Annotated in this window: 12 protein-coding genes (1 of these 12 only partly in view); 4 read left to right on the top strand and 8 right to left on the bottom strand. The window is 67.4% G+C overall.

The annotated features are described in order from the left end of the window. Positions 1-21: 21 nt before the first annotated feature. Positions 22-207, bottom strand: coding sequence for a ferredoxin (locus NM2_RS29415; RefSeq protein WP_067675364.1), 186 nt, complete (start codon positions 205-207; stop codon positions 22-24). Here NM2_RS29415 and NM2_RS29410 point away from each other — a divergent pair. After that, complete coding sequence (locus tag NM2_RS29410; RefSeq protein WP_067675361.1) at positions 206-391, top strand: hypothetical protein; 186 nt, start codon at positions 206-208, stop codon at positions 389-391. The two genes, NM2_RS29415 and NM2_RS29410, sit on opposite strands and share 2 nt — an antisense overlap. An 81-nt stretch (positions 392-472) precedes the next feature. On the opposite strand, the gene NM2_RS29405 is transcribed toward NM2_RS29410, so the two are convergent. Continuing rightward, a complete protein-coding gene (locus NM2_RS29405; protein WP_067675358.1) occupies positions 473-1,105 on the bottom strand; it encodes a DUF4097 family beta strand repeat-containing protein in 633 nt (210 codons plus the stop codon). A 112-nt stretch (positions 1,106-1,217) separates the two neighbouring features. Here NM2_RS29405 and NM2_RS52655 point away from each other — a divergent pair, with 112 nt between their 5' ends. Both NM2_RS52655 and NM2_RS29400 read left to right on the top strand, forming a co-directional pair. Next, positions 1,218-1,340 carry a hypothetical protein gene (locus NM2_RS52655; RefSeq protein WP_281182541.1) on the top strand — a complete coding sequence of 41 codons (123 nt, stop codon included), beginning with the start codon at positions 1,218-1,220 and terminating at the stop codon, positions 1,338-1,340. Then, positions 1,337-4,543, top strand: a complete 3,207-nt coding sequence (locus tag NM2_RS29400) for an AfsR/SARP family transcriptional regulator (protein ID WP_067675356.1) — start codon at positions 1,337-1,339, stop codon at positions 4,541-4,543. Before NM2_RS52655 ends, NM2_RS29400 begins: the two co-directional genes overlap by 4 nt. Here NM2_RS29400 and NM2_RS29395 read toward each other — a convergent pair. Both NM2_RS29395 and NM2_RS29390 read right to left on the bottom strand, forming a co-directional pair. After that, entirely contained in the window at positions 4,527-5,288 is a 762-nt protein-coding gene (locus NM2_RS29395; protein ID WP_067675354.1) for an ABC transporter permease, read from the bottom strand. The two genes, NM2_RS29400 and NM2_RS29395, sit on opposite strands and share 17 nt — an antisense overlap. Next, positions 5,285-6,226, bottom strand: coding sequence for an ATP-binding cassette domain-containing protein (locus tag NM2_RS29390; protein WP_067675351.1), 942 nt, complete (start codon positions 6,224-6,226; stop codon positions 5,285-5,287). The genes NM2_RS29395 and NM2_RS29390 overlap by 4 nt, the downstream gene beginning before the upstream one ends. 44 nt (positions 6,227-6,270) lie before the next feature. On the opposite strand from NM2_RS29390, the gene NM2_RS29385 reads away from it, so the two are divergent. Beyond that, entirely contained in the window at positions 6,271-6,579 is a 309-nt protein-coding gene (locus NM2_RS29385) for an alpha/beta hydrolase (protein ID WP_084531673.1), read from the top strand. 76 nt (positions 6,580-6,655) lie between these two features. On the opposite strand, the gene NM2_RS29380 is transcribed toward NM2_RS29385, so the two are convergent. From NM2_RS29380 to NM2_RS29365, 4 genes are all read right to left on the bottom strand, one after another. Further along, positions 6,656-8,893, bottom strand: a complete 2,238-nt coding sequence (locus tag NM2_RS29380) for a beta strand repeat-containing protein (protein WP_067675345.1) — start codon at positions 8,891-8,893, stop codon at positions 6,656-6,658. A gap of 223 nt (positions 8,894-9,116) precedes the next feature. After that, positions 9,117-10,112: a hypothetical protein gene (locus NM2_RS29375; protein ID WP_157121383.1), complete on the bottom strand. Its 996-nt coding sequence runs from the start codon at positions 10,110-10,112 to the stop codon at positions 9,117-9,119. 708 nt (positions 10,113-10,820) lie between these two features. Then, the gene (locus NM2_RS29370; protein ID WP_067675339.1) at positions 10,821-11,351 is read right to left on the bottom strand and encodes an SUKH-4 family immunity protein; all 531 of its coding nucleotides are present in this window, start codon (positions 11,349-11,351) and stop codon (positions 10,821-10,823) included. A 64-nt stretch (positions 11,352-11,415) separates the two neighbouring features. Continuing rightward, positions 11,416-26,838, bottom strand: the 3' portion of a protein-coding gene (locus tag NM2_RS29365; protein WP_067675336.1) for a toxin glutamine deamidase domain-containing protein. The gene runs 16,035 nt beyond the window's last position; 15,423 of the gene's 31,458 nt are visible here — the last part of the coding sequence; its start codon lies off the right edge, out of view; its stop codon occupies positions 11,416-11,418.

Here is a 26,838-nt window from a genome sequence, read left to right as displayed (position 1 = left end):
GGGGTTTTCCTTACGTGACGATTATTCGGCGATGGTGATCGCGCCGGACGGGCACACCCGGACGGCCTCGCGGACGGCCTCGGGCTCGGCCGGGTCGCGCAGCAGGATCACCCGGCCGTCCGTGGTGTCCTGGTCGAATGCTCCGGGGGCGGTCAGTACGCACATTCCGGCGCCGATGCAGCGCTCCCGGTCCACCCTGAGTTCCATGGGGTCTCACCCCTTCTCCCCGGCGACCCGGCGCGAGGACGTGCGGCAGATGGCGAGCGCGTCGTTGCGCATCTCCGCGTCGTTGCGGATCATCCTGTGCCCGTACGCCTTCCGCGGCCGGGTCGCCGCGATTGCCGAGCTGTTCATGGGAATACTGTCGCCGGGTCGGCTGACAGCGGCCTGATACGGACCTGACATGCCGGGTGGGGCGATGTTGCCGACGCTGACGTGCGTCGCGCACCCGCGTGCGGAGGTGCCGGGCGCACTAGGCGGCGTGGTGGATGGTGATGTTGCCCATCGCGCTGCGCGCGTACACCTGCACGGTGTCGCCGCCGGCGTCCGCGACCGGTCCCAGCTGGTTCTGCACGCTGCCCTTCATGGTGTTGGTCTGCACGTTCACCGCGCTGCCCGGACGGATGCCGACCTCGAGTTCGCCCATGGAGGTTTCCAGCCGGATGTCTCCCCGCGCGGCCGCGCCGATGCGGATGTCGCCGCAGGAGGTCTTGGCGGTGACCGAGCCGAGCGGGCGGTCGACGAAGATGTCACCCGCGGCGATCTCCAGCCGGCATTCGCCGAATTCGCCGGTGCCCTGCAGGCGGCCCACTCCGGCGTTGCCCGTCAGCTGGGAGCCGGTGGGCACCTCGATGGTCACCTCGATGGTGGGGTTGCCGCCGAAGGGGGAGTAGGTGCGCCAGTCCTTCGGGGTCGTCACGGTCAGGGTGCCCGCGGCGAAGTCGACCCGGGTCTGTGCGGCGGCGCGCACATCGGCCTTCTTGGAGTCGTCGGCGGGGTGGACCTGGACGACGGTGTCGGTGCGGTCCGAAGCGATCACGTTCACGGTTGCGGACAGGACATCGACGACGACGGCGACCGGGTTCGGGGTATGGAAGGTGTTCATGGCGTTTCTCCTTGTGCGAGTAGCGAATTCAGCCGGTGTGCTGGATTGCTGTGTTTCGTTGATGGCACTACTTTCGCCGGGTTGGCTGATACCGGCCTGACATCGTTCTGACATGCCCGCTGACACGGCGTTCGGCCTGGCCGGCACTGTGTTCCGCCTGGTAGACCGCGGTTGCGTGGCCGCCGGAAAGCTGTCGGTGGACGATTTGCCCATTCACGGCAGAATGGCCGGGTGAAGATCGCATTGCTTGGACCGCTCGATATCCGAGCAGATGACGGTGGGGTGATCGAAGTACCGGGTGCGCGGTTGCGGGCGTTGCTGATCGCCCTGGCACTCGAACCCGGCCGCGCGGTCCGGAAATCGACGCTGGTCGACTGGATTTGGGGCGAGCAGCCGCCCGCCGACGCGGCGAATGCGCTGCAGGCGCTGGTTTCCCGGCTGCGCCGGGTGCTGCCGGACGGGTCGCTCGATGTGCAGGCGGGCGGATATCGGCTGATCATCGAGCCACGTGCCGTCGATGCCGTGCGCTTCGAACAGCTGGTGGACCAGGCCGGTGGCGGTGGCGACGCGCATCGCGCCGAACTGCTGCGCGAGGCCGTCGAGCTGTGGCGCGGCGCATTGATGCAGGACGTCGGTACCCAGGACAGCGAGGCCGTCGACGCGGTGGTCACTCGGCTCGAGGGCTTGCGCCTGGCGGCCGCGGAGGATCTGTACGAGGCGGAGATTCGGCTCGGCCGGGGGCCGGAACTGGTCGCCGAGCTGACCGAGTTGGTGGCCCGGAATCCGGTGCGGGAACGGCTGGTTGCCGCGCTGATGCGGGCGCTGGGCGAGGCGGGGCGTGCCGCCGAGGCGCTGACCGTCTACCAACGCGCGCGGGAGGCTCTGGCCGACGCGCTGGGCGCGGACCCCTCACCGGAGCTGTCGGCGCTGCACGTCGCGCTGCTGCGCGGTGAGGTCGGTGCGCGGGAGGAGGCGGAGCGCAAGACGAATCTGCGGGCCGAGCTCACCACGTTCATCGGCACATACGCCGACGTCGCGGCCGTGCGCGCGTTCATCTCGAACCATCGGCTCACCACCCTGACCGGGCCCGGTGGCTCGGGAAAGACCCGGCTGGCGCTCGAGACCGCGCGCAGCATGCTCGACGACCTGCCGGACGGGGCCTGGCTGGTGGAGTTGGTTTCCGTCGGTGCGACCGGTGACGTGGCGCAATCGGCACTGGCTGCGCTGGGACTGCGGGATGCGTTGCTTGCCGTACAGCACGCGGAACCGATGGATCGGCTGGTCGCGGCGCTGCGTGACCGGGAAACGCTGCTCATCCTGGACAACTGCGAGCATGTGATCGATGCCGCGGCGGCATTCGCCCACCGGGTGCTGGGGGAGTGCCGAAAGCTGCGGATCCTGGCTACGAGCCGGGAACCGCTCGGCATCACGGGTGAGGCGCTGTGGCAGGTCGCGCCGCTGACGGTGCCGGCCGAGGGCGCGAGCGCCGGCGAGATCGAATCCTCCCCGGCGGTGCAGTTGCTGCGGGATCGGGCCGGTGCTGTGCGCAAAGATCTCCCGGTCGATGCCCGCACCCTGTCGACGATGGTGCACGTCTGCCGGGCCCTGGACGGAATACCACTGGCGATCGAGCTGGCCGCGGCCCGGCTGCGCACCATGTCCCTCGATCAGCTCGCCACTCGCCTCGATGATCGGTTCCGGCTGCTGACCGGCGGCAGCCGCACCGCGATACCGCAGCATCGGACGCTGCGCGCGGTGGTCGACTGGAGCTGGGAGCTGCTCACCGATGCCGAGCGGATGGTTCTGCGTCGGCTCTCGGTGTTCTCCGGCGGCGTGAGTCTCGAAGCGGCCGAACAGGTTTGCGTGAAAGTCGGGGGTCGCAGCGCAACGGCCGGAACCGATTCGATCCGCGCCCGCGAAGTGCAAGGGGGCGAGCAGGATACGGCGATCGAGCAATGGGAGATACTCGAGCTGCTGACCGCGTTGACCGAGAAATCGCTGCTGCTCATCGCCGACGACAGTGGGCCGCGGTATCGGATGCTCGGCACGATCCAGCAGTACGCGTGGGAACGGCTCGAGGAGTCGGGTGAATCGGAGTCGGCGCGCCGGGCGCATCTGGAGTATTTCACCGAGCTCGCCGAGGCCGCGGAGCCGAATCTGCGCCGCGCAGAGCAGATCCGGTGGCTCGCAACGCTCGAGGCCGAGCACGACAACATCGCGGTGGCGATGCGCGGCGGGCTCGCGGCCGGCGATGCGGGGGCGATGCGGCTCGCGGCGGCCGCGGGCTGGTACTGGTGGCTCGGCGGGCACAAGGCCGAGGGCCTGGAGTTGATCACCGCGGCCGCCGACCTGCCCGGCGAGGTGGACGACGGGACGCGCGCCATGGTGTACGGCTTGGTCGTGCACTTCATGATGTCCGGGCCGACCGATGAGAGCCTGGCGCAGGAATGGATTCACAAGGCATACCGCTTCAGTCAGCACAGTCAGGCTCGCTACCCGCTGCTGGGGTTCGTCGCCGCGCTCGAACGAATGCTGCAGGGGCCGGACGCGCTGCTGACCGCGTTCGAACCGCTGCTCACCGACGACGACCCCTGGGTGCGTGCGTTGGCCCGGTTGCAGCTGGGCAAGATGCGGACGATGGTCGGCCAGCCGGGGCGGGAGGCGGACGAGTATTTCGAGACGGCCCTGGCCGAGTTCCGGGCGATCGGTGAGCGTTGGGGCATTTTCTTCGCGTTGACCGAACTGGCGGATCGCATTGCCATGCGTGGCGAATTCGCCTCTGCCTGTGAGTATTTCGAGCAGGGGATCGCGGTGGTCACCGAGGTCGGCACGCTCGACGATGTTGTTCGATGCCGGTGGCGCCAGGCCCAATTGTATTGGCTGCTGGGTGATTCGGAGGCGAGTGCGTTAGCCGTGGCGGAGGCGCAGCGGTGCGCGGATCAGGCTGCTTGGCCGAGCGCGCTGGCCGGATTGGCCATGGCGAAGGCGGACCTGGCCCGGTGGAGCGGAGACGCGCAGGAGGCCCATCGGCAGATCGATACCGCGACAGCCCTGTTCGGCAGCGACGTCGAGCAGGCGAGCATCAGCGCGGAGATACACAGTCAGCTCGGCTATCTCGCCGACGGTCTCGACGAGGCCCGCGCACAACACACCGTGGCCTTCCGGGCCGCCGCCGAGGCGGGGCACGCGCCCTTCGTCGCCAGGATGCTGGTCGGGATCGCGGATCTGGCCCTGCGTGAGGGCCGGGACGAGCAGGCCGCGCGGCTGCTCGCGGCGGGCGATACGGTCCGCGGACTCCCCGATCATTCCCAGCCGGACGCGGCCCGGATCGGGCAGGCAGCACGAAGTCGCCTCGGTGAAGAACGTTTCACCGAGGCGACCAGGGAGGGCGCGCAGGCGGACTGGCGTGAGCTGGCCGCGGCTACACTCGCTTGTTGAAACTGGCACGTGCCCACAGGTATCCGACGATGGCGAACCCGGCGCACCAGGCCAGCGCAGCCGCGGTGTATCCGCCGGAGGGGTGTCCGGTGAGAAAACCGCGCAGGGATTCGATGATCGGCGTGAACGGCTGGTACTGCGCGAACTGCCGCACGCCCTGGCCCATCTTGTCGGCGGGGACGATCGCGCTGCTCAGGAAAGGCAGCATGATCAGCGGCACGACGCTCATGCCCGCGGATTCCGGAGTCTTCGCCGCCATCCCGAGCGCGACCGTGAGCCAGGAGGCCGCGAACGATGTCGCGGCCATGATGCCGATCGCGCCCAGCCAGTCGAGTGCTGTTGCGGACGAACGGAATCCGAGCGCGAAGCCCATGCCGATGATGGCCGCGATGGCGACCACGTTGGTCGCGATGGTGGCCACGACGTGACCGATCAGGACCGCGCTGCGGGACACGTCCATCACCTTGAAGCGGTTGATGATGCCCTTGGCCATATCGGAACTCACCGATACCGCCGTGCCCGACAAGCCATAGCTGATGGCCAGCAGGATCATTCCCGGCACCGCGTAGTTGATGTAGTGGTCGCCGACATCGAACGCGCTACCGAACACGTACACGAAGATCAGCATCATCACGACCGGCATCAGGGCCGCGTTGAAGATCGTGACCGGGGTCCGGGTGATGTGTTTGATGTTGCGGCGCAACATGATCGAGGAGTCCTCGAGCGGTGCGGTGATGGTGCTCATGATGCTGTGGCCTCCGTGGTCGCGTGACCGGTCAGGGAAAGGAAGACGTCGTCCAGATCGGGAGTGTGGACGGAGACCTCTTCGGCCTCGATCGCGGATTCGGCGAGCCGATCCAGCAGCAGCCGAAGGGATTTCGTGCCGCCGCTATCGGGAACCCGCAGAGTCAGGGCCTCGTCGTCGCGGGTGGATCCGGGCAGCGCCCGTGCGGCCGAATCCAATTCGCCGATCGTGGTGAACCGGAGCCGGATGTGACTGCCGGGCACCTGGCGCTTGAGGTCGTCGGGGGTGCCCTCGGCGACTATGCGGCCCTGATCGAGCACCGCGATCCGGTCGGCCAGCTGATCGGCCTCGTCGAGGTACTGGGTGGTGAGGAAGATCGTCACGCCGCCGGAGGTCAGCTCCCGGACGATTTCCCACATCGTGCGTCGGCTGCGCGGATCCAGGCCCGTGGTCGGCTCGTCCAGGAAGACGATCTGCGGCCGGGTGACCAGCGTCATCGCCAGGTCCAGCTTCCGGCGCATCCCACCGGAATAGGTGGACGACCGCTTCTTCGCCGACTCGGCCAGATCGAATCGTTCCAGCAACTCGCTGACGACACGCTTTCGCTCGCCGCCCTTCAGGCGGTGCAGATCCGCCATCATCCGCAGGTTCTCCTCGCCCGTCAGCAGCTCGTCCACCGCCGCGAACTGTCCGGTCACACCGATCGCCGCGCGCACCGCCTGGGGTGCGGTGGCCAGGTCGTGCCCGGCGACGTGTGCCGTGCCGCCGTCCGCCTTCAACAGCGTGGTCAACACGTTCACCGTCGTCGTCTTGCCCGCCCCGTTCGGTCCGAGCAACGAAAAAATCGTTCCGGCACCGATACTCAGGTCGATGCCATCGAGTACGGCTTTGTCGCCGTACGACTTCCGCAGCCCGGAGGCTGTGATTGCCATGTTCATGGGGATACCGTCGCCGGTCCGGCTGATATGAGCCTGATGTCGGCCTGACACGGCCCCTGACACGGGGTTCGAGCTGGTCATGCCGAGTCGCCGATCGGACCGATCCGGATATCTCGCCGCTGTACGGCGATCTGACGGGGCTTCCGCCGACGTTGCTGATCGTGGGGAGTCGCGACGTCCTGCTCGAGGACAATGTGGCATTGGCCGCGCGACTCGCCGCGGCGGGAAACGACGTGGATATCCAGGTGTATCCGGAGTCATTGCACGCCTTCACTTTTCGGCCGACCGGAATGGCCGGCGCCGCGCTTGCGGACATCGAATCGTGGCTCGGGCAACGCATGGCGGGGAAGTAGCGGCCAACGACCGTCGGCCGGGACGCGACCGGGCTGCCGGTAGGAATTCCTACCGGCAGCCCAGCCGCTCTGGTTGTCAGGCGTAGGTGTACGAGACGCCGTTACTGGTTCCGCCCGCGGTGGTGGCGGTGACCTGCACCGTGCCCGCCGGCTCGGCGGGGGTGATCGCGGTGATCTGGGTGTCGGAGTCGACGTTGAACGAGGCCGCCGGTGTGCCACCGAAATCGACCGCGCTCGCGCCCGTCAGGGCCGTCCCGGTGAGGGTGACGGCGGTTCCGCCGGCCGTCGTGCCCGACGTCGGACTGACCGTGCTGAGGGTGGGAACCGCAGCGTAGGTGAACGAGACACCGTCGACGGTTCCGCCCGCGGTGGTGACGGTGACCAGCACCGTCCCCGCCGACCCGGCCGGGGTGACGGCCGTGATCTGGGTCGGCGAGTTGACGGTGAACGAGGCCGCCGGTGTGCCACCGAAATCGACCGCGCTCGCACCGGTCAGGGCCGTCCCGGTGAGCACGACGGTGGTCCCGCCGGCCACCGGTCCTGAACCGGGAGCGATCGAGGTCAGGGTGGGAACGGCCACGTAAGTGAACGCGACACCGTCCACGGTTCCACCCGCGGTGGTGACGGTGACCAGCACCGTCCCCGCCGACCCGGCCGGAGTGATCGCGGTGATCTGAGTGTCCGAGTCGACGATGAACGAGGCCGCTGGTGTGCCGCCGAAACTCACCGCGCTCGCGCCGGTCAGGGCCGTCCCGGTGAGCACGACGGTGGTCCCGCCGGTCGCCGGTCCTGAACTGGGAGCGATGGCGGTCAGGGTGGGAACCGCGACATAGGTGAACGGGACACCGTTGCTGGTTCCGCCCGCGGTGGTGACGGTGACCAGTACCGCTCCGGCCGCCCCGGCGGGGGTGACCGCCGTGATCTGGGTGGGGGAGTTGACGGCGAACGAGGCCGCGGGTGTGCCGCCGAAACTCACCGAGGTAGCCCCGGTCAGGGCCGTCCCGGTCAGCACGACAACCGTCCCACCCGTCACCGGTCCCGCATTCGGTGCCACCGTGGTCAGGGTGGGAACCGCGGCATAGGTGTAGGCGACGCCGTTGCTGGTTCCGCCCGCGGTGGTGACGGTGACCAGCACCGCTCCGGCCGCCCCGGCGGGGGTGACCGCGGTGATCTGGGTGGGGGAGTTGACGGTGAACGAGGCCGCGGGTGTGCCGCCGAAACTGACCGAGGTGGCGCCCGCCAGCGCAGTTCCGGTGAGGATGACGGTTGTCCCGCCGGTCACCGGTCCCGCATTCGGTGCCACCGTGGTCAGGGTGGGAAGCGCGGCATAGGTGTAGGCGACGCTGTTGCTGGTTCCGCCCGCGGTGGTGACGGTGACCGCCACGGTGCCCGCCGATCCGGCGGGGGTGACCGCGGTGATCTGGGTCGGCGAGTTGACGGTGAACGAGGTCGCCGGTGTGCCGCCGAAACTGACCGCTGTCGCTCCGGTCAGCGCTGTTCCGGTGAGGATGACCGTTGTCCCGCCTGCCACCGGCCCCGAGCTGGGAGTGATGGAGGTCAGGGTGGGAACCGCGACGTAGGTGTATGCGACGCTATTGCTGGTTCCGCCCGCGGTGGTGACGGTGACCGCGACCGTGCCCGCCGATCCGGCGGGGGTGACGGCCGTGATCTGGGTCGGCGAGTTGACGGTGAACGAGGTCGCCGGTGTACCACCGAAACTGACCGAGGTGGCGCTTGTGAGTGCCGTTCCGGTGAGCACGACGGTTGTGCCACCGGTCACGGGCCCTGAGCTGGGACTGATGGCGGTCAGGGTGGGAACGGCGACGTAGGTGTAGGCGACGCCGTTGCTGGTTCCGCCCGCGGTGGTGACCCTGACCAGCACCGTTCCCGCCGTATGGGCAGGCGCCACCGCCGTGATCTGAGTCGCCGAGTTGACCGTGAACGAGGCCGCGGGGGTCCCGCCGAAACTGACCGAGGTGGCACCCGTCAGGGCTGTCCCGGTGAGCACGACCGTCGTTCCACCGGTCACGGGCCCTGAACTGGGAGTGATGTTGGTGAGCACAGGGGTCGCGGCGTAGGTGTAGGGAACGCCGTTGCTGGTTCCGGTGAAGCCGGTGACGGTGACCTGCACCGTGCCGGGTAGACCAGGAGGGGCGACAGCCGTGATCTGCGTGGCGGAATTGACGACGAATACCGTTGGGATGATGCCGAACTGCACCGTGAGAGTTCCGATGAACCCGGTGCCGGTGATCGTGACGCTCGTGCCCCCCGATGTGGGCCCCGAGGTCGGAGAGATGGACGTGATGGTAGGCATTGGTCTTGGCCTCCCCTTGCTGCTGTAGTGATTCCTGCTGTGTGGTAGCGGGCCCGCTCCTTCCAGTAACCTCCTGAGATCGGTTGCCCGGCAAGGCATCTGCAGTCCGTTTTCGTCCACTTTCGTCCGTTTTCGTCCGCTTCGGATTCCGCCGCGTGCCGAGGACGTCTTCCCGACGGGAAATCGTTTGCAACACAACAAAATAAGGTTCGGTGCCGGATATCTATTCGATCAGCAGATGTTCCAGGTGGGCCGTATCGTCGGAGTTCTCACCGACACCGACTACCGCGACGAATTCGCGATCACCGGCGCGTCGCTGTAAGGGAATCCAGAAATTGGCGAGATACCAGCTTGCCCCGGTGGTACCGCGCGGGCCCAAGCCCGCACAGAATATCCAGTACCGGTCGGGATGCAGCTCCGGGCTGGGCCGCACCCGGGCGATGATGCCGATGTCGTGACCCGCGCTCGGGTCGAACCGGCTGCCGTCCGTCAACTCCAGCTGCTCGAAATGTGAATCACCTTCGGCGCCACTGCCGTTGAGCGTGAACAGCGGACGCTCGACGCTTTCGAGGTACATGCGTGTGCAGTCGTTGCAAGTCAGCCCGAAGCTGATATAGGGGCGGTCGCCATGGGCGACGACGTACCGATCGCTCCGTACTTCGGTCAATATTCCGGTGCGACGCTGGAGCGCGGAGAACATGTACAACAGCCCGCGAAATTCCTTCTCCGGCAAAGCGGTCAGTACATCCGAACGGTGGTCGGCCGCGAATGCGCGGACCTTCCTGTCGAATGCGTATCGATAGGGAATCTCGGCCGTCGGAAGTGCGGGCGCGCGTCGCAGCGGCAGTCCGAAGGCCGGGTACACGAGAGTGATCCCGCTGGTGATCATCTCGGCCCCGAGGAATGCCTCCAGCTCGATATCTGTTCCGGGAAGGCCCAATTCGTGGGCTCGAGCGGCGATCGGTATCGCCTCCGTCATCTGAAACAATCGCTCGATCGTCCAGCCGGGGAACATCTTGACCAATACCCGGCAATGGTAGTCGCGGGGAAGTCCGACCATTCTTCCCGAAAGCCACCGATAGAACTGTGTCTTCGCCGGCCCGTATCCCGGAGGAATAGGAGGATCGAGTTGCGCGGCGTGCCTGTCGTATGCGAGTAGAAAATCCGAATGACTCTTGAGATGCCGCTCGGCCAGCAGCATCTTCAGAACAGTAGCCAATGAAACCCCCTTTGCTACCCCTGCGGCCGCTCTGTGATGGCGGCTCGACCTGAAACCGCAGCCCGGACAGGCCATCACGGTGTCCGGGTTCGGAGTACTACTCGGACACGGGGACGGCAGGAGCCTCCGTTGCCGACCCCACCCACTGCGGCGACGGCAGGCTGTGCCGCTTCCAGCTCAGCCGAGGCGACCCGCAACAAGCTCCGTGTCCGGATCGGTGGTGAACGAGGTATCTGAGGTGTTGCCGATGAAAGCTGACGCAGTGGCGGAGCTCGATGCCCGGCACGATGGTCTTCGCGCATCCCGATGCGGGCCCCGAAGTCGGCGAGAGGGAGGTGATGGTGGGCATGACACTGCCTCCTTTGTCGCGATGGTGTTTCCGCTACTGCATCTGGTGGTCGCCCCGACTCGATTAACGGCTAGCTATTTCCATTAAAATCCCCCTACCCTGTTGCAGGGCAACGCATCTCCGATCCGTTTTCGTCCCTTTTCGCATGTCGGCCCGATCGGATCCGGCTGTCACGGTAGCTTTCGCCGGGGATCGCCTGGCCGTTACCGGCATTCAAGAGCATCTTCGGAGCGTTCGCTCGGATCCTGGTCCGAGCGCGTCGCCGGCCTCTCGCCGACTTTGACACGAACCACCTTCTGGCACTGCGTATTCGATGCGTACCGCGCGTCCGTCCGCTGGATGGCGTGCAGGGCGTGATGTTACAGGCGCCAGGTGCCCTGATGGGGCCAGTTGCCGTGCTGTCTGCTCCGGGCTTGCGCCCAGGCGATCACGCTGCCCGCCAGTGGGCCGTTGCCGTCGCGCCGGAAGGTGTGTTTGTCGATGGCGAGGTCGTACTCCACGTTCTCGGTCGGCGGGGTCGCCAGGGACAGCACCTGGACGTGGTAGCCGATCGTGTCGGGGGTTTCCCGGGTTCGGCGGATGGTCAGACGCCACAGGGGCGGGTGGATCTGTCTTCCGTTCGGGCGGAGTCCGTTTCGTTCGGTGGCCGTGTAGTCGTCCGCGACCATATCGATGGACCAGCTGGGATACTCGAGCACCACCGCTGTTCGCGCGTCGATCACCAGGTTCGTCTGGCCGAGGCCCTGGCCTGCCTCGATCTGTTCCGGGGTCAGTTCCGGCTGACAGATCCAGCCGTGCGGGAACTGGTAGATCCGCCATTCCCGATCATCGGCGGGGAATATCTCGGCCAGGTACTCGCGGGTGTGTTCCCGGGTACTGAGGTCGGGCATGTGCGGCTCCTCGTCGGGGTGAGCAGGAATTTCGCCTCCATCGCCATCATGCGGGGTACGGGTGTCAACTGGTGGGGCCGGCCGGTGCGGTTGATCGCCGGGGCGCCAGCAGGTATTCCATATGTGCCGAGCCGTTCACCAGCCAGGCGGGTGGGTGGTCGGAGGTGGCGCCGCTCTGGGGGTCCCACCACACCGGTCCCGGGGTGCGGTTCGGCGCCACGGTCGTCGGGTAGACGATCAGCGTGGCATGGCTGATGTCGCTGAGCACCGGGAACCCGCTCGGGTGGAACAGCGGTTGCTTCGTGATCGGGTCCTGTTTCTGCCAGACGTTGTGGACCAGCGCCGCCGAGCCGGGGCCCTGCTGCTTCATGTGGTCGTGCAGTGCCGCGAACTGCCTGTCCATTCGACCGGCGGAAGGGAAACTCCGGATCGGGGTGCCGAGGAAGGCCTGGGCACGCCGCATTCCGTCTGCCTCACCCCAGCGGTTGTCGAGCCACCGGGGCAGTGCGACCTGCGGGTCGCCCATGAAACTCGTCAGACCGGCCAGCGACGTATCGAGACAGTTGTTGTTGCGGCCCGGTTCGCTGGTGCCGCCGTCGTTGATGAGTGTGCCGTAGTCGTTGTCGCGCGGGTCCGCGCCGATCAGGAATCGGTCGCCGTCGCGCAGAGCGTCCTCGACCTCGTGCTGGAAGCTGGGGTCTTCCAGCGGTTGGAGGTAGTTGAGTCCGTAGTGACGGGTGCCGCCGAGGCCGGTGAGGTGTGACGCGGTGAGTGCTCGGGCCATCGCGGTGCCGAGGTGCCGGATATCGTCCGCGCTCAACCCGTCGGGATCCGAGGGCCGCGGCAGGCCGAGGTGCTCGCGCAGGTTCTCGGTGAAGGATTCGACGGACATGTCGGGATGCCATTGGCCGTGGTCGTGCCCGATGGTGATGTTCAGGTGCGCCGAGGCGATATCCGTTGTGCTCCGTGTGGGCACGAGGTCGACGTGCAGCAGTTGCATCGGCTCCAGAATCTCGCCCCTGCCGAACTCCAGATCCGTTGCCAGCTGGGCTCTTTGCCAGAACTTCTCGGCCTGCTCGGGAAGAATGCCCTGACCGAGCTGGGTATGCATGACGATCCGCGCGACCGCGACCGGCGCTACGAGTTCCTCGCCATCGGCGTGGTCATAGCGGAGGTGATCGAAAGCCGGTGTGGCGCTGCGAGGATTCGCGGCCACCGGCGTGGCCGGTCCCGCGGCCGTCGCCGCCTGGAGCAGTGCACGCCTGTCCCGGGCCTGTTCGATGACTGCTGCCTGGTCCTCGGGCAGGCCGTGGGTGGGCGAGGTGCTGCCGTTGGCGGACTGTGAATCAGGTTGTGGGACTTGCTGATCGGCTGAGGCCGCTGCGGAAGCCGGTGGTTCGGATGTGTGCGAGTCCGGGGTCCCCGGTGTGGTGGTCGACGGCGGTACGACCGTGGGATCGACATCGAGAGCCGGGAAGACCGGTCGTGCGGAGCCGGGTTCGGCCGCGCCTGCGGTGGGCTGCCGACCGGATTCGTTGTCGCGGTCGGTCTCCGGGTGCGATGTGATGTGCTGTTCGAGGTCCGCGAGGGTTTCCGGAACGGTGGACTCGCGGATCACGGCGTCGCGAGGCGCTCGCAGGTGGGTCAGGACCTCCTGGATCAGCATCGGTGACCTGCTCAGGGCCGGGTCGAAGACCTGCCAGGCGGCAATTCCACCCTCGACGGTGTGCACGAGGTTGGCGGTGTACCGGCTGATGGGCACGGAATGCTGGCTGGACACGTTGCGCCGCAAGGCATCCGGCACCGTGGTGGGCGCCCGCATCCCCTCGGCGGTGATGACGAGTTTGCGGGGGAAGGTGCCTTGGCGGATCAGGGTCGACGCCGTCAGGTGGGCGCGTTCGGCGGATCCGACCTCGGTGATGAACGGCAGCTTGCTCAGGGCCCGGATCCAGTCCGTGGCCGTATCTTCCAGGACCGGGGTGGGGTCCGCGTCCGGCGCCGAGATCGCGGCCGGGGGGCGGGCGAAGGCGTGGTCGATGTAGTCGTGTTCGTCGGGCAGGGCGGTGCGCAGGTCGTCGAACAGCTCACGGCCGCCGGTGACGGTCCGGTACGCGGACTGGACGGGCCACAGTGCGCGCAGATCGCGGTCCAGCCGCGTGATCATCGCCAGTGCGGCGAGGGGCTGTCCGGAATCGATCCGGTCTCGTATCGCATCGGTATATGCACGCATCGCCGGGGCGTTCTCCCGGTGCTCGGACGCCGGAGGCGCGGATGCGGGAACTGTCGCGGGTTCCCAGCCCATCAGCTGCCGCACCCGCGATGCCTGCGCGTCGGACAACCGGCCGGTCTCGTGGGCCTGCTGCACCTCGGCGGCCAACGGGGTCGTGTACGCGACCTGGTAGGCGCCCGCCAGGAAGGCGGGATCGCGTTGCGCCGTCGCATGACGCAGCGTCTCCAGCGTCACGGGGAAGTCGACCGGATCGGCGCTCCGCAGGGCCGTGGCGAGCTGGATGGCGTATTCGTGATCGGCGTCCGTGTCCCGATTTCCCACGATGAAGTCGTGGAACTCGGTGCGCAGGTGGGAATTCAGGAATCTCGCGAGTGCGGGGTTGTCGTCGATCAGCCCGACTCGTGCCGGGTTGCCCGCCAAATGTGCACCGATGATGTCGATGATGTCGCTCTCGACCGGCGGTAGGCCGTCAGCCAGGTGTGTGCGCAGGTAGTCCTGTACGGCGTCGCGGATCTGTCCACCGAGGCTCCGGCGCGCCATGATGTTCAGGCCCTGCAGCAGACGTTCGTCGGTGTCGGCGTCCGCCAGGGTCCGGTCGAGTTCGCGCAACGTCTCGGGGCGGTGCACGTCGTTCCCGGTGTCGGGCGGGAGCAGGCGTCCGGGGGCCAGGGCCATCGCGTGCGCGTCCGTGACGACCACCGTCGGATCGCGCAGGTACCCCCCTTGCCTCCAACGCAGCCACGAGCGGCCGGCGGCGTCGTCCTCGGCGCGCTGTGTGGCGAACGTGTCGATGATCTGCTCGGCCGGTCCCTCGACATGCGTGGCCCGGCCGGGGTCGAGGTGCATCTTCGCTAGCCACTCGTTCTTGCTCACCGGTTCGCGGGCGACCGCGGGATCCCAGACCATCCACTCGGCGTGACCGTCCCGGTTGCGGGTGTACACCAGGTTGGCGACGTGGTGACGCCAGTTCAGCAGCTTGGCCGTACCGTCCGGCAGAGTCTGGTTCATCCGCAGATCCTCGCCGTTGACGAGGATCTTGCGCGGCTGGGTGCCGAGTGAAATCAGTTCCAGCGCAACGTGATGCGCCAACTGGACGCATCCGGAGTCGAGGTAGCCGTGCGGCATCGGGTGATCACCGGACCAGTGTTCGAAGGTCATCGTGTCGATGTGCTCGAACCATCCCCGGGCGGTGTCCCACTCCACCGGTACCCGCTCGTCGTCCGGGCCCCACGGCGAATGTCGTTCCGGGGATTCGGCGAAGACGTGGTCGAGATACTCCTTGTCCTCCGGCAGGCCACTGCGTAGATCCGTGGCCAGATCGCGGCCCCGGGTCTCGTTCCGGTAGGCCTCCTGGACCGCCCACAGTTTGCGCGGGTTGCGGTTCAGATGTTCGACGAAGGCCAGTGCGCCGTCGCTGTCACGAACCGACAGAAGCGATTTCACGTACTCGCGCACCGCGGGCAACTCCGCGGGCGATCGGCCCGGACGCGTCGCCGTGCGGGGCGGTGTGACCCCGGCGGGCAGGTCCTGCTTCGGTTGCCAGCCCATCAGGCGGGCGATCCGGCGTTCCTGGGCCGCGGATAGTCGTCCCTGCTGAACTGCTTCGCGGACAACGTCTTTCAGGGGGCGGCCGTGCTCGGCGGCGAATGCGTCGTCGAGCGGGCGGGGGTGGTCGCGCGAGATGTTGGTGTGGCTCAGGAGGGTGAGCACTCGGGCGAAATCGATCGGGTGGTCGCCGGTCAGCGCCGTGCTCAGGGGCTGGGCGTAGGGGTGTGCGGGCGCGGTTTCAGAGGTGAACGCCGCTGGCTCGGTGCTGGGCCCGGCCGTCGATCCGGTGTTGGGCACCGCGGATTCGGCACCGGGCACGATCGTTGATTCGGTGCCGGGCCCGGCCGGTGGTTCGGACCGGATGCCCGGCACGCTGTTCGGGTTGTCGAGCGCCTGGACCTCGGTATGCGGGAGTGCCGAGAGGCCGTGGGCTCCGGGCCCGCTCATGCCGATCGCCAGGAATTTCGGTAAATGGTTGAGGTCGACCGCGAGGATGCCGCCGCGGCGCGGGACGGTGGTGTCGGGTGGGTCCTCGCGGTCGGGGTCGGGGATCCAATCCGAGGTGTCCGGTGCTCTGCGCTCCTTGTCGCCGTTGGGTTCGGTCGAGTACCGGGTGCCGTCGGAGGCTATGCGGAGTCTGCCGCCGTCGGGGTAGGTGTACTGGATCGTGCCGTCGGGGTCGCGGCGGTAGCGGGTGCCGTCTGGTTCGGTGCCGTATTCGGTGCCGTCGGGGTCGCGGCGGTAGCGGGTGCCGTCTGGTTCGGTGCCGTATTCGGTGTCATCGGGGTCGCGGCGGTAGCGGGTGCCGTCTGGTTCGGTGCCGTATTCGGTGCCGTCGGGCTCGCGGCGATACCGGGTGCCGTGGGGATGGGTGCCATATTCGGTGCCTCTGGGGCTCTGGCGGGGCGGGGTGCTCGGTTCGCCGATGTGGTCGGTTCCGCGGGGGTCCAGTCGATATTCGATACCGGCACGTGGCGCGGGGTAGTGGCCGTGATCGCCGTATGGGTCGTCCAGCAGAAGGCGCACCGGGGTGCCGGTGTCGTCGTGTTCGAGCGCCAGGACGGTGTAGACGTGATTCTGGGTCAGGCCCGGCACCGCGCCCGAGCCTCCGAGGGTATCGGTTCCGATGGATACCGTGGTCCCGCGGCGCAGAGCCCATTCGATGCGGCTGCCGATCGCCCGGGCCGCGGTGGCGGCCCTGCTCGACAGCACCCGGTCCTGGGGTCGCCCGTCGTAGATTTCGCTGAAATAGTCTGTGAGAGCCTGTTTTTCGCGCTCCCACTGCTGTGGATGGAGCTGATCCAGATAAGCGCGGAAGTCGGCGGAAGGCGTGGAGTTCTGCGTGCGCAAGAACTCCTGCCATGCGATGGCGAAGGCGTCCGGGTCGTTGTGGTGGCGGGTGGCCAGGCGCGCTCGGGTGGAATTGAACAGCGCCGATTGCCCGGTGTGCCCGTCCCGGAAGGTCTCGGCCAGTTGGCGGGAGAATTCGAGATCTGCTGTGTGGGGCCCGTCGTTCGTTGTGTCCGAGCGCATGTAGTCGCTCACCAGTTCATGCAGCGTGTCGATGTCGAACCGGAGCGGATGCAGGATGTCCACGTTCCTGAACCGAGCGACGGGTTGTGCGAACCAGCCGTCTTCGGCCTGGTGGAACCCCTTGCCGAGGCGCGCGGCCGCGGTGGTCATCGGTGTTCCTTCGATCGCTCGGTACCCGTCGCCGTTGCCGAACCGATGTGCGTATGCCTTCTCGATCATGGTGGCCCAGAGCGGTTCTCCGGGCTCGTGACGGATGAAGTACCCCGTCTCGGTGCCCGGGGTGACGTAGATCGTCTTTTCGACCCGCACCCATTCCAGAGCGGCGTCGCCGTCCTGCCGTTCGGCGAGGAAGCGCACGCTGACAGTGCCGTCGCCGTGGTCGTGCAGTATCTCGGTGATCGCGCCGGGGTTGTATTCGGCGAGTGATTTCAGGTCGGCCAGCAACGAGCAGTCCCCGGCCGAGCCTTGGCGCACCTCTTCGGGTTTGGGTATCCCGCCCGGCCCGAAGAGCGGGTTGTCGTATCGTGCGCGTATCTCGGGCAGCGCCGGAAGCGCACCGCCGGAGGTGTTGACGCGAATCCACGGGAAATTCCCGGGGTACTTCACCCATCGCCACGGCCTGTGGCCCTCCCGCGCCACGAGTGACGCGTCGTACGGCAGATGCGCCGGTTGCCACTGGCCGTGCTGGTCGAAGGCGAGGAATCGGATGCCTCCGCCCGCGACGTTCCAGCTCAGTGTGCCGGTGTCGGTGCCTGCGGTCCGCTCGAAGACGAAGTCCTGCGACAGATCTCGCGGGACGTCGTGCACCTGTCCGTCGGGACCGCTGAACTGATAGCGAGCGGGCACGCCGGGCTCTTCGACGAGGCGTGCCGCTACCTTGGTGCCGGCTGCAGCCAGTCGTTCGACTCGGCCGGTGTGGTCGACGAGGGTGAGGATGTCGGCGTCACCGGCGGGGCGGGTGATCCTGGCCGGAACCGCGGGCATCGGCAGTAGTTGCTCGCGCTGGGCGAGGGTCAACTGCTGTAGCTGCTGGTCGGGGTGCAGTAGCTGTGGGCCCGGGTCGGGGCGTTCCAGTTGTGGTCGTGTGATGTGGGTTTCGCCGTCGAGCTCGGTTTCCAATTGCTGCCGCAGGTTGCGGCCGAAGTAGGTGTCCCCGGCGGCGGGTTCGAAATTCCCGGAGATGCTCGGGGTATCCGATGAGGCCGGGCCGGAGACACGGGCGGGCAGGACCTCCGCGTCCAGGACGAGCATGTCGTTCGCTTCGTCTCGGGTCGCGGCGGTGATGCGGTAGCGGGTGTCGCGGGCGAGCAGGAGTTCGTTGTCGCGAGGGACGCCGCTGCGCGGTCCGATCCACAGGCCCTCGGCGCCGGGCGGAACCGTGAGGTTCACGCGGTATTGGAATCGGCGGCTGTCCGGCATGGTGGCCAGGTCACTACCGACCGAGGTGGACAGGTAGCCGGGCTCCTGCTGCACGGTGCCCACGAGATCGGCGGGGTTCTGGAAGTAGCTCACCGGGTTTCCGTCGCGATCCCGCATGAAGCTGATGCTGGTCAGGCCGCGCACGACCCGGATCGGCTCGGTGTTCGGCAGCGGCCGGGTCGCCTGATCGAGCGTGCGGATTCCGTGCTCGAGCGCCTCGAGGCTCGGTGACGTGCCGAAGTAGCGTTGGAAGAACGGCTGCAGTGTCACCCGGTAGAACTGATCGTCGGCGATCAGCTGCGCGAGCATCGACTCCGGGGCGTTCCGGTTCGAGATCGCGTTGATCAGCCGCCAGGCCGCGTTCGCGCGGTACGGATCCGGAATCACCTGGCGCACATGCGCTTCCCCGGCTTGTCGATGCTCCGTGAGCTCCGCGAGTGAGGGCTCTTGCTGCCCGGTCAGTTCGGTCAGCAGCGCGATGTACTCGGCGGCCGTACGCCCTCGGTCGAGAACCTCCTGCGCCCGGTCGCTGCCCTCGCGCAACAGTGTGTTGTGGATCGCCGAGGCGTGATAGGCCCACGCCGCGTGCTGCTGTTCGGGAGTGAGTCGGTGCCATTGGTTCAGCACGGTCTCGCCGTAGGTCAAGCCCGCGTCGTCGGAATCGAATGTCCGGGTGCCGTTTTCGTCGAGGTGTCCGGCGTCCTGCGTTCCGGTCGGTGTTTCCGGCCGCCACTCGCGTCCGGCGGGCGGTGCGTATGCGGCCGGAGTGTGCAGGTCGTCCGGGTGAAGCCGGAGGGGTGCGCCGTCGGCGGTTCTGGCCACCTGTAGGAGTTCCGGGTGCTCGGCCGAGGCGTACAGCAGGGCGAACGGTGCGTCCGATGGGCTGTGACGGTAGATGTCGCGGGGTGCGTCCGGGTGCAGCACAACGACATTGAGCTCGAGCTCTCGGGCGGCGATGGGCAGGAGATCGATGCTCATCAGGTGGTCGGTGGGCCGGTTCGGGTCACGTACCGCGTCGAGCAGGTACCCCAGCCGGTCCTGCGCGCGTCGGCGAACGGATTCGTCGAATTGCCTTGCCGATTCCTCGAATTGCTCGCGGCGCGAATCTTCCGCCGCGATCTCCTCGGCGGTCCTGGGCAGCGGATCGTCCCGGCCGAGTTCGCCTCTCATGACGAGATCGGAGTGCATGCGGACGCGCCGCCAACGCTCCCCGCTGCGTTCGGCATCCCAGCGGGCGCGGCGGAGCTTCTCGACCTTCAGTTCTTTGAGCCCGTCGGGGGTGTACGTGGGGAGCAGGTCGACATAGTCCTCGAGATGCTCCCGCATGCGCTGGGTGAGCGTGGTGCGCAGCTGCGCCGAGGGGTGACCGGAGAATTGGGCGAGCACGTCCAGCACCTGGTTCCCATCGTGTGGGGAGGGCTCCCAGACCGGTGCGGACGGCCCGGTGTCGTCTTGCCCCGGTTGCCAGTTCACGATGATCCGGCGTCTGATGTCCTCCACCCGGATTCCGGGTTCGGCGTCCTGAAGGTTGTCGGCCTCGAGCCGTAGCTGTACGGCCAGTTCGGGAGGTACTCGAAGCGCTGTCGCCGCGCTGTGGAAGGCGTCCTGCAATTCCGGCCGCAATCGCCGGGCCAGTTCCAGAGCCTCCCACGGTTCGGCGGACTGGATCGCCTCATCGATCCTGCCGAACTCCCGCAGCGCATCGGTCTGCGCGGGGGTCGGATCGCGGAACTCCGGCGTGGGCGTGCGTGCCGCGGCTTCCTCCGTCGGCGGCGCGTCGACATCGTGCGTCGAAAAGTCCTCGGAGGTTTCCGCCTGGAAGTCCGCGCCGCGGTATCCGGCGAAGTCGTCGGCGGCGTCTCCAGCGTTGAATCCGGCGAAGTCGTCCATGGCGCTGAATCCGGCGAAATCGTCCACGAAGGCGTTGCCGAAGTCGTCGGTCGTGCGGGTTTCGTCGCGTGCGACATCTTGCAGGCTCATGCCGAGGTTGTCGGCCCGGCGCTGCCAGTGCACGGCCTTCTGGGTGGTCGTGCCGAGCGCTTGCGCCGCGCCGGCCAGATCGTCGAGCAGGTGCGGTCGGATCTGTTCGATCAGGTGGAAGACATCGTCGTCATCCATACCCGTGAACGAGAGCTTGTCCTGCAGGAGCCGCTGGATGTCGGCGTATCCGCGCAGCGCGTGATCTTCGTCCGGGGTAAGATCGCGAATCTCGTTGTGCGCCTGGGGTGTTGGGGCATCCTCGGAATCGGCGGCCGGATGGTCCGCGGGCGACGCGGTCGGGCGGCCGGGCTGGGAGGTGGTCTCCGATCGTCCGTCGTCGGTGGTGCTCGCTTCGTCGGCGGTGTCGGCGCGCAGGACGGGGCCGGAGTGGCCGGGCAGGTGCAGGTGCGGCTGGTCGGGGTCGATGCCGTTGGCGCGGAACAGGTTTCGCACCTCCGCGTGGAATTCCTCGAAGGTGCCCTCGCCGTGCGTGCCCAGCGCGTCGTGCACCAGTTCGGCCCGTACCTCGCCGAAGCTGTCCACCGGTGGTTCCGCGCCGAAGCCGACACCGGCCAGCACCTGCTCGGCTCCGCGCGGCACGTCCCACTGGAACATCTCGGCGTGGTCGTTCTGGAATTCCCGGAACCAGCCGGTGATTCGATCCACCGCGTCCCGATCGCGAACGTAGATCACGATCCCGTCCGCGCGCTGCTGGAATGCGGTGCCCACCTTCGCCGAATGCACGCCCGGGAAGTCGTGCGGCCGGTCCAGGACGTTGTGCACGAATTCGCCGAAGACGTGCGGTCGCGCGTTGCCGGAGGTGTTCACGAACATCTTGAACCCGACGTCCTGGCTGCGCATCCCATCGGGGCGGTCCACCCGGTGGAAATGCAGGAAGGAAGGATCGTCGATCGCCCAGAAATGCGCCATGGCCGGGGAGAACGGTCGTTCGGCGTCATCGGTGGCGAGCTGCGCGCCGGGGGCGCGGCGTCGCAGGATCTCCACCAGCTGGTTTCGATACAGCTGGGGATCTTCGGCCCGAGCGCCGCCGCCGGGCCGGGAGTACATCGCGTAGACGTTGCCCGAGGTCCGGATCCACGCGCGGTGGTTCCACACCTCGCGCAGGAAGGCGTCGAGGTTCTCCCGCGACACCGGCGGGACGGACAGCCCCTGCTGCTCATAGGACTGTGCCCGCAAGGTCTGCAACTCGTTGAACGAGAGGTCCGGCAGGCGCTGATGCAGCACCGAGTACAGGACCTCCAGCGTGCGCGGTGCGTTCAGGACGGTCGAGAACTCTCGGCGGGCGCGGGTCTGGATCGGAGTCGACGGGTCCGTGGTGGGCGGCACGCTCGGTCGTGCGAGCAGCAGCGGAGGCGGCGCAGGTCTGCGGGGCTGTACCCGTGTGCCGGTCGACTGCTCCGATGCGGGGGTCGAATCCGTTGCGTCGGTGTCGGATTGGGTCGGACGGGTCTGCGGGCCCGACTCGGACTCTTCCGCGCGTTCCTCACCGGTGGGACCGGGGTCGTTGAAGTCGCGAGTATCGCTGCGGCCCTTACCCTTCGGGTCCCAGGATGGATTACGGTCCGGATTGTCCGTGAACGGTCCCGGGTTCGGCCCGAGATCGGACGAGTCGCCCGGTTCCGGCGGCGGCAGCAGCTCGGCGTGCAGAATGGGCAGGCCGCGGGCGGGGCGCTCGATTTCGGTGATCCGGTAACGCGTGTTGCGGGGGAACAGGAGTTCGTTCTGTTTGAGGCCGCCGTCATCGCCGACGTAGAGTCCGTGCGTCCCAGGCGGCACTTCGAGTTGGAGGACGAAGTTGCTGTCGTAACGTGACACCCGGATCGGTTTGGCGGTGACGGAGGCCGCCAGGTAGCCCGGTTCTTGTTGCGGGACACCGAGTATCAGGTCGACGTCTCGTCCATTCAGCGGCCGGCCGTCCTGGGCCGTCATGAAGTCGAGGTGTTCGAGTGTGCGCAGGACGCGGAACGGCTCGGTCGATGGCAGTGGCCTGTCGGTGGCCTGATCAAGCCTTTCGATGTGCTCACCGATGATGTCGGGCCCGAACTCCGCGCCGAAACGATGGAGATATTGCCATCTGGCGTCGTGATAGATGCCGCTGTCGGCGGTGATGGTCTCCCAACTGCGGAATGGGTTTTCGCTGTTCAGGAGGTCGACGAGAGCCTGCAGTTCATTGTTCTCGCGTTCGGTCCGGGTTGCCCTGCCCTGCAGTGTGTCCCGTCGGGCGCGGAGTGTGGCGAAGTCGCGAACGATGCCGGACCCCGAGGTGACCAAGTCGTAGATCTCGGCGTTGCGCTGAATCCGTCCGGCGAGTTCATCGAGTCCTGTTTCCGGAAGCCGTCGCAGGAACTCGTTGACGACCGAATTCTCCCCGTAAGCCTGAACGGCTGTGCGCACCGGATTCTCGAGTTCATGCCAGGTGCGGAGTCGGTGGAAACCGAAACTGGCGCCGGCCGCGTCGGTGTCGAACACGCGCACGCCGTCTGCGCCCACGCGGCCCTGATTCTCGGGATCGCGGTCGGGAGATATTCCGGCGGTCGGCCTTCCTCTTGTGACAGTGGTGAGTCCCGTTGTGCCGGACAGAGGTTCGGATCGCTCGGGTTCGTGGATCGAGGAATCGGCGCTGCGGGTGTCGAATACGCGCGCCCCGTCCTCGAAGTGGCTCTCGTCGTCGGTGTCACTCGCCGCGTGAACGGCCCGCCCGTACGCGGAAATGGTTGCGCGGGGGCCTATTGCGGCTTCGATCCGATATCCGTCACGGTGCCGCCGCACGCCGGTGATGTGCAGTGGTGTGTCGGGCTTCAGCAGGACCTGCGGGTGCGCGGCGTCACCGAACACCAGGCCACGTGCCCCGGGGTGCACAGTCAACGTCAACCGGTGCTCGGCCGCTCCCCGCGGCACCGAATCCGCCGGTGACGCGACGATGTAAGCGCCCTGTGTGACCGTGCTGCCGACGACGTCGCCGTAGGCTTCCGAATCCCATGGCAGAGCAAGGAAGTCGATGTCTTCGAGTTGCTGCACGAGGCGCACCGGCTCGGTGATCGGCAGCGGCTTGTCGGCCAGTGCGCTCAGTTTCCGGCTCTGCTCCCGAAGGGCGTCGATATCGAATTGGCGACCGAGATGCGGGAAACGGGCACCCGTCTCGTCGATGGTGTCGTGATTCGCCACCATCATCGCCCACCTGTCCGATGCGGACACGTAGGGGTGGGAGAAGGCTTCGTTCAGGATCTGGAACTGTTCGGCATCCTCACCGGACAGCGGGCCCTTGGACTCCGCGCTGCGCAACTCGTCGAATATTCGCCGGAGCTGGTTGAAATCGGGCAGATCCCCGTCGGCCGACCGCAGCTTGTTCACCGCCCGATGGTCGTGAGCCATCTCCTCGATGGTCTCGGCCATCTCCTCGGGCCCGCTGAGGAACCGGTTGACCGCTTCGGGGGCGGCGATGTGAGCCAGCACCGCACCCTGCTGATCACGTGGCAATTCCGCCCATTCGCGCAGCAGATCCGCTCGGAGGGTCCCCGAGGGGCGAGGTGCGGTGAGAGCCGTTGTGCCGCCGCTCGGCTGATGCACGGGGCGACGGAAGAGCGTGCGCAGGTGGCGGAATGGCGTGCTCGCTGACGGCCGTGTTCGATTGTCCTGTGCCGCACGGGATGTCGATGCCATGGTGGTCGACGCAGCCGTCTCCCGGCTGCGGAGACGGGACATGAACCCCTGGAGGCGTTGCAATCCGGTTCTGCGGGAGGAGCCCGGCGCGGAGTCGCCCGGATGTGTGCTGCCGTCGAGGTCCGGACCGGCCTCTCGGTGGGATGTCGTGTCGCCGTGCGGAGTTACGGTGCCCACGCGGTCCCGGGGTGCGCCGATGCGGACATCGGACGGGAATCGGGGGACCGTCGCGTCGCGTGGGAGCAGCGGTCGAACCGTATTGCCGTCGGGCCTGTACAGGATGGCGTGCACGGCGGCCGGGCTGCGTTGTCCGGGCAGCGTGTGTGTGGGGTCGGCGCTGTCGTGGACGCGGACCAGGCCGCGGTCGTTGTACATCAGATAGGCATGTGCGCCGATGCCGTTCGCATTCGGGGTGGCGTGCACGGCGACGACGAGTGCCCGTGCACCGGGGCCGTGAATCTGGAGGTTCCGGACGATCGTGCTCTCGTCGGGGTATCCGCGCAGTCTCCCGCGCGCGCCCCACTCGAGGTCCCGTCGCGTGCGACCGGGCAGCGAGGTGGAGCCCTGCGGTACGCGGATTCTGTTGCCGCCCGGGGCATTGTGCAGGGCGGTGAGGGACTGCACGACGCAGTCCGCACTCTGCGAATCCGGCAGGGTCGTGACCGGACGGTTCGTGACCGCCGCGTGGGCGGTGGTGCCGTCGCCGCGGGCGATTCTCGGGATCCGGACCTGGGTGGGCGTCGTCGTATCGCGGCGCAGTCGGTCCAGGGGACGGCGGAACAGGTCGCGGAAGTGGCGGCGCGGGGCGTCTGTGGTCGGATGGGTCGTCGCGGCGTCGGTCGTGCGATCGGATGTGGCGCTTATTCGGGAAGCCCAGCGCCGCAGCCGGTTCCAGGGATTACGCGATCTCCGGGCGGGTGTGGTCGGGTCGCCCGTGCGTGTCGGGGCGCTGCCGTCGGACAGGGGGATCGTGCGGCGCTGCGTTCTCGGAAGTGCCGGGGCATCCTCGGTGGATTCTTCGATGACCTTGGGCGGCTCGATGTCCTGGGCTGCCGATGAGCTCACCTCTTCGGAAGAGGTAGGGTTCTCGGTCGGCGTGACGTCCTTCGGCAGTGCGGCGTCTTCGGTCGGCGTGATCTCCTGGGCCGGATCGACCTTCTCGGCGACGTCCTCGGGAGAGGTGACGCTGTCGAGCGGTGTGATCTCCTCGGAGCCGGTGAGACCGGAAGTCTCTTGCGGTGCAATATCTTCGAGGGATCGTAGCGGACGACGGCTCGTGGTCGTGAAATTCAGGCGCGGATCGAGGCCCTGTGACCCTTCGCCGGACAGCGAGGGGAAGGACATCGTTTCCGAATCCTCGAACGTCCTGGGCGGAACCAACGGGAATACGCGCTGCCCCGTGCTGGGGTTCCGGAACGTCGTGCGGCTGACCGGGCGGCGGGAAAGTTGTTGCGTGACCGGGCTTTCGGAATCGTCGTCCCACCAGCGTATGTTTCGCCTCGTCCTGGTGGTGCCCGGCTGCTGCGATGGTTGGGCGGGCCGGGTTTCGTCCTCGGGCCGGGTCTCGAGCGGTGTGGTATCCAGAAGGTCTGTGGCGGTTATCGATTCGAGTGTTTCGGGGTGCGGCGGCAGGTCCGCGGACTCGGTGCTGTGGACCGATCCGTCCTCGTCGTCGTGGATGCGGAGTGCGCCCCGGATATCGGCGAGCCTGAGCGGGCGGGCCGTCGGTCGGACGGTCGGACTGGTGATCGGTGTGGCCTGAGGGATCACGCCCTCGGTGTTCAGCAGGGATGCCTGCGGTGTCGTGTCGTCGTCCTCGTATTCGGACTCCTGCTCCTCGAGTTCGTCCATCCTTTCCAGGCCCGTCCGGTCGACCGGCTGTCGGGCCGGTTCCTCCGGGACCACGGCGCCCTCGCGTGGCAGAGCGCTCGAACGGAGCTGGGGTGTGGTCGGTTCGAATGCCGTTTCGTGCGCGGTGGTTCGGGGTCCCTGGTCCGGATCCTCTTGCGCCCCTTCGCGCAGGGGTGCGTACCGCATCGTCTCAGTGGACCGCATGATGCGGATCCTCGGGGGAATCGTGCCGCTGTGCTCTTCGTCGTGCTGCTGATTCGACACGTCGACCGTCGAATCCTCTTCCGACACTTCGCGAATCGGTTCATCCCGGGTGGACTCGTCGACTCCGGTCCGGCGAGCCGTGGTGTTGCCCTGCGGTTTCGCGATATCTGCCGCCGAGAGCGGGATGCCCGATCGCTGGTCGTCGCGCTGCTGTTCCAGTGGCGGGGTCCCGCGGGGGGCGTCCTTCTCGGTGGCCTTCTCCTCGTGCTGTCGCTTCGACGAGTCGGCGGCCGAGTCGGGCTTCACTTCCGTCGGCGGGGCGGGCTTACGCTGCGGCCGAGCGGATTCGCTGCCTTCCGATGCCGGTGGTGTGCTCGTCTTCGGCTGGAGGAGTTCGTCTTCCGAGGCGTCGTCGTGGGCAAGGTCTGTCTTCTCCTGCGAGACAGCGGGTTTGCCGACTTCGATGGTCTCTGTGCCGGTGATCGTTTCCTCGACCAGTTCGGTGGCCTCGAGCGGCTTGTCGTCCGAGGTGATTGCCGGGTGCGACTCGTCGAGCTGCGGTATCGGTCGGATATCGGTCTGCGTCGCGGATTCGGGCGGGTGCGGGGTGAAGGAATGATCGCCCAGCCCGGTGTCGAGAGGGTCGAGTTCTTCGTCCGAGTCGAGCTGTTCGAAGTACGTGGTCTTGGGCGTGAGGGACGCCTCGTCCGAAGAGTCGTCGTGGTGTTCGACGGCCTTCGCCAGCGGTGTCGTCGTCGAAGCCGGTTCGAGCGAGGGGGGAAGCAGACCGAAGGGGATGTCCGGGTCGAGCTTCTTCGCCACCGATTGTGTTGTGTCGCTGGTTGATTCGCCGCCGGACCGGACAGCTTTGCTGTCCTCGGCCGAGGAATCGTGAATGATCGTGCCGGTGGGAGACGCGGGCGGGAGGATGAGTTTGCCGTCCGCGTCGTACAGCCCCTTGTCGAGCCCGCTGTCGAAGACGGCCTTCTCCGTCGGCTCGGTGCTGCCTTCTTCCTCGAATTCGGTTGCGGCGGCGGCTAC

Origin of the sequence: Nocardia miyunensis NBRC 108239 (assembly GCF_001613065.1) — a bacterium.
GTDB classification, from domain to species: Bacteria; Actinomycetota; Actinomycetes; order Mycobacteriales; family Mycobacteriaceae; genus Nocardia; species Nocardia miyunensis.
This window is presented reverse-complemented; position numbering and strand designations above follow the sequence as displayed.

Coding starts and splice junctions, on each gene's coding strand:
- NM2_RS29410 (WP_067675361.1), top strand. CDS start 206: ATGGGGTCTCACCCCTTCTCCCCGGCGACCCGGCGCGAGGACGTGCGG.
- NM2_RS29415 (WP_067675364.1), bottom strand. CDS start 207: ATGGAACTCAGGGTGGACCGGGAGCGCTGCATCGGCGCCGGAATGTGC.
- NM2_RS29405 (WP_067675358.1), bottom strand. CDS start 1,105: ATGAACACCTTCCATACCCCGAACCCGGTCGCCGTCGTCGTCGATGTC.
- NM2_RS52655 (WP_281182541.1), top strand. CDS start 1,218: ATGCCCGCTGACACGGCGTTCGGCCTGGCCGGCACTGTGTTCCGCCTG.
- NM2_RS29395 (WP_067675354.1), bottom strand. CDS start 5,288: ATGAGCACCATCACCGCACCGCTCGAGGACTCCTCGATCATGTTGCGC.
- NM2_RS29390 (WP_067675351.1), bottom strand. CDS start 6,226: ATGAACATGGCAATCACAGCCTCCGGGCTGCGGAAGTCGTACGGCGAC.
- NM2_RS29380 (WP_067675345.1), bottom strand. CDS start 8,893: ATGCCTACCATCACGTCCATCTCTCCGACCTCGGGGCCCACATCGGGG.
- NM2_RS29370 (WP_067675339.1), bottom strand. CDS start 11,351: ATGCCCGACCTCAGTACCCGGGAACACACCCGCGAGTACCTGGCCGAG.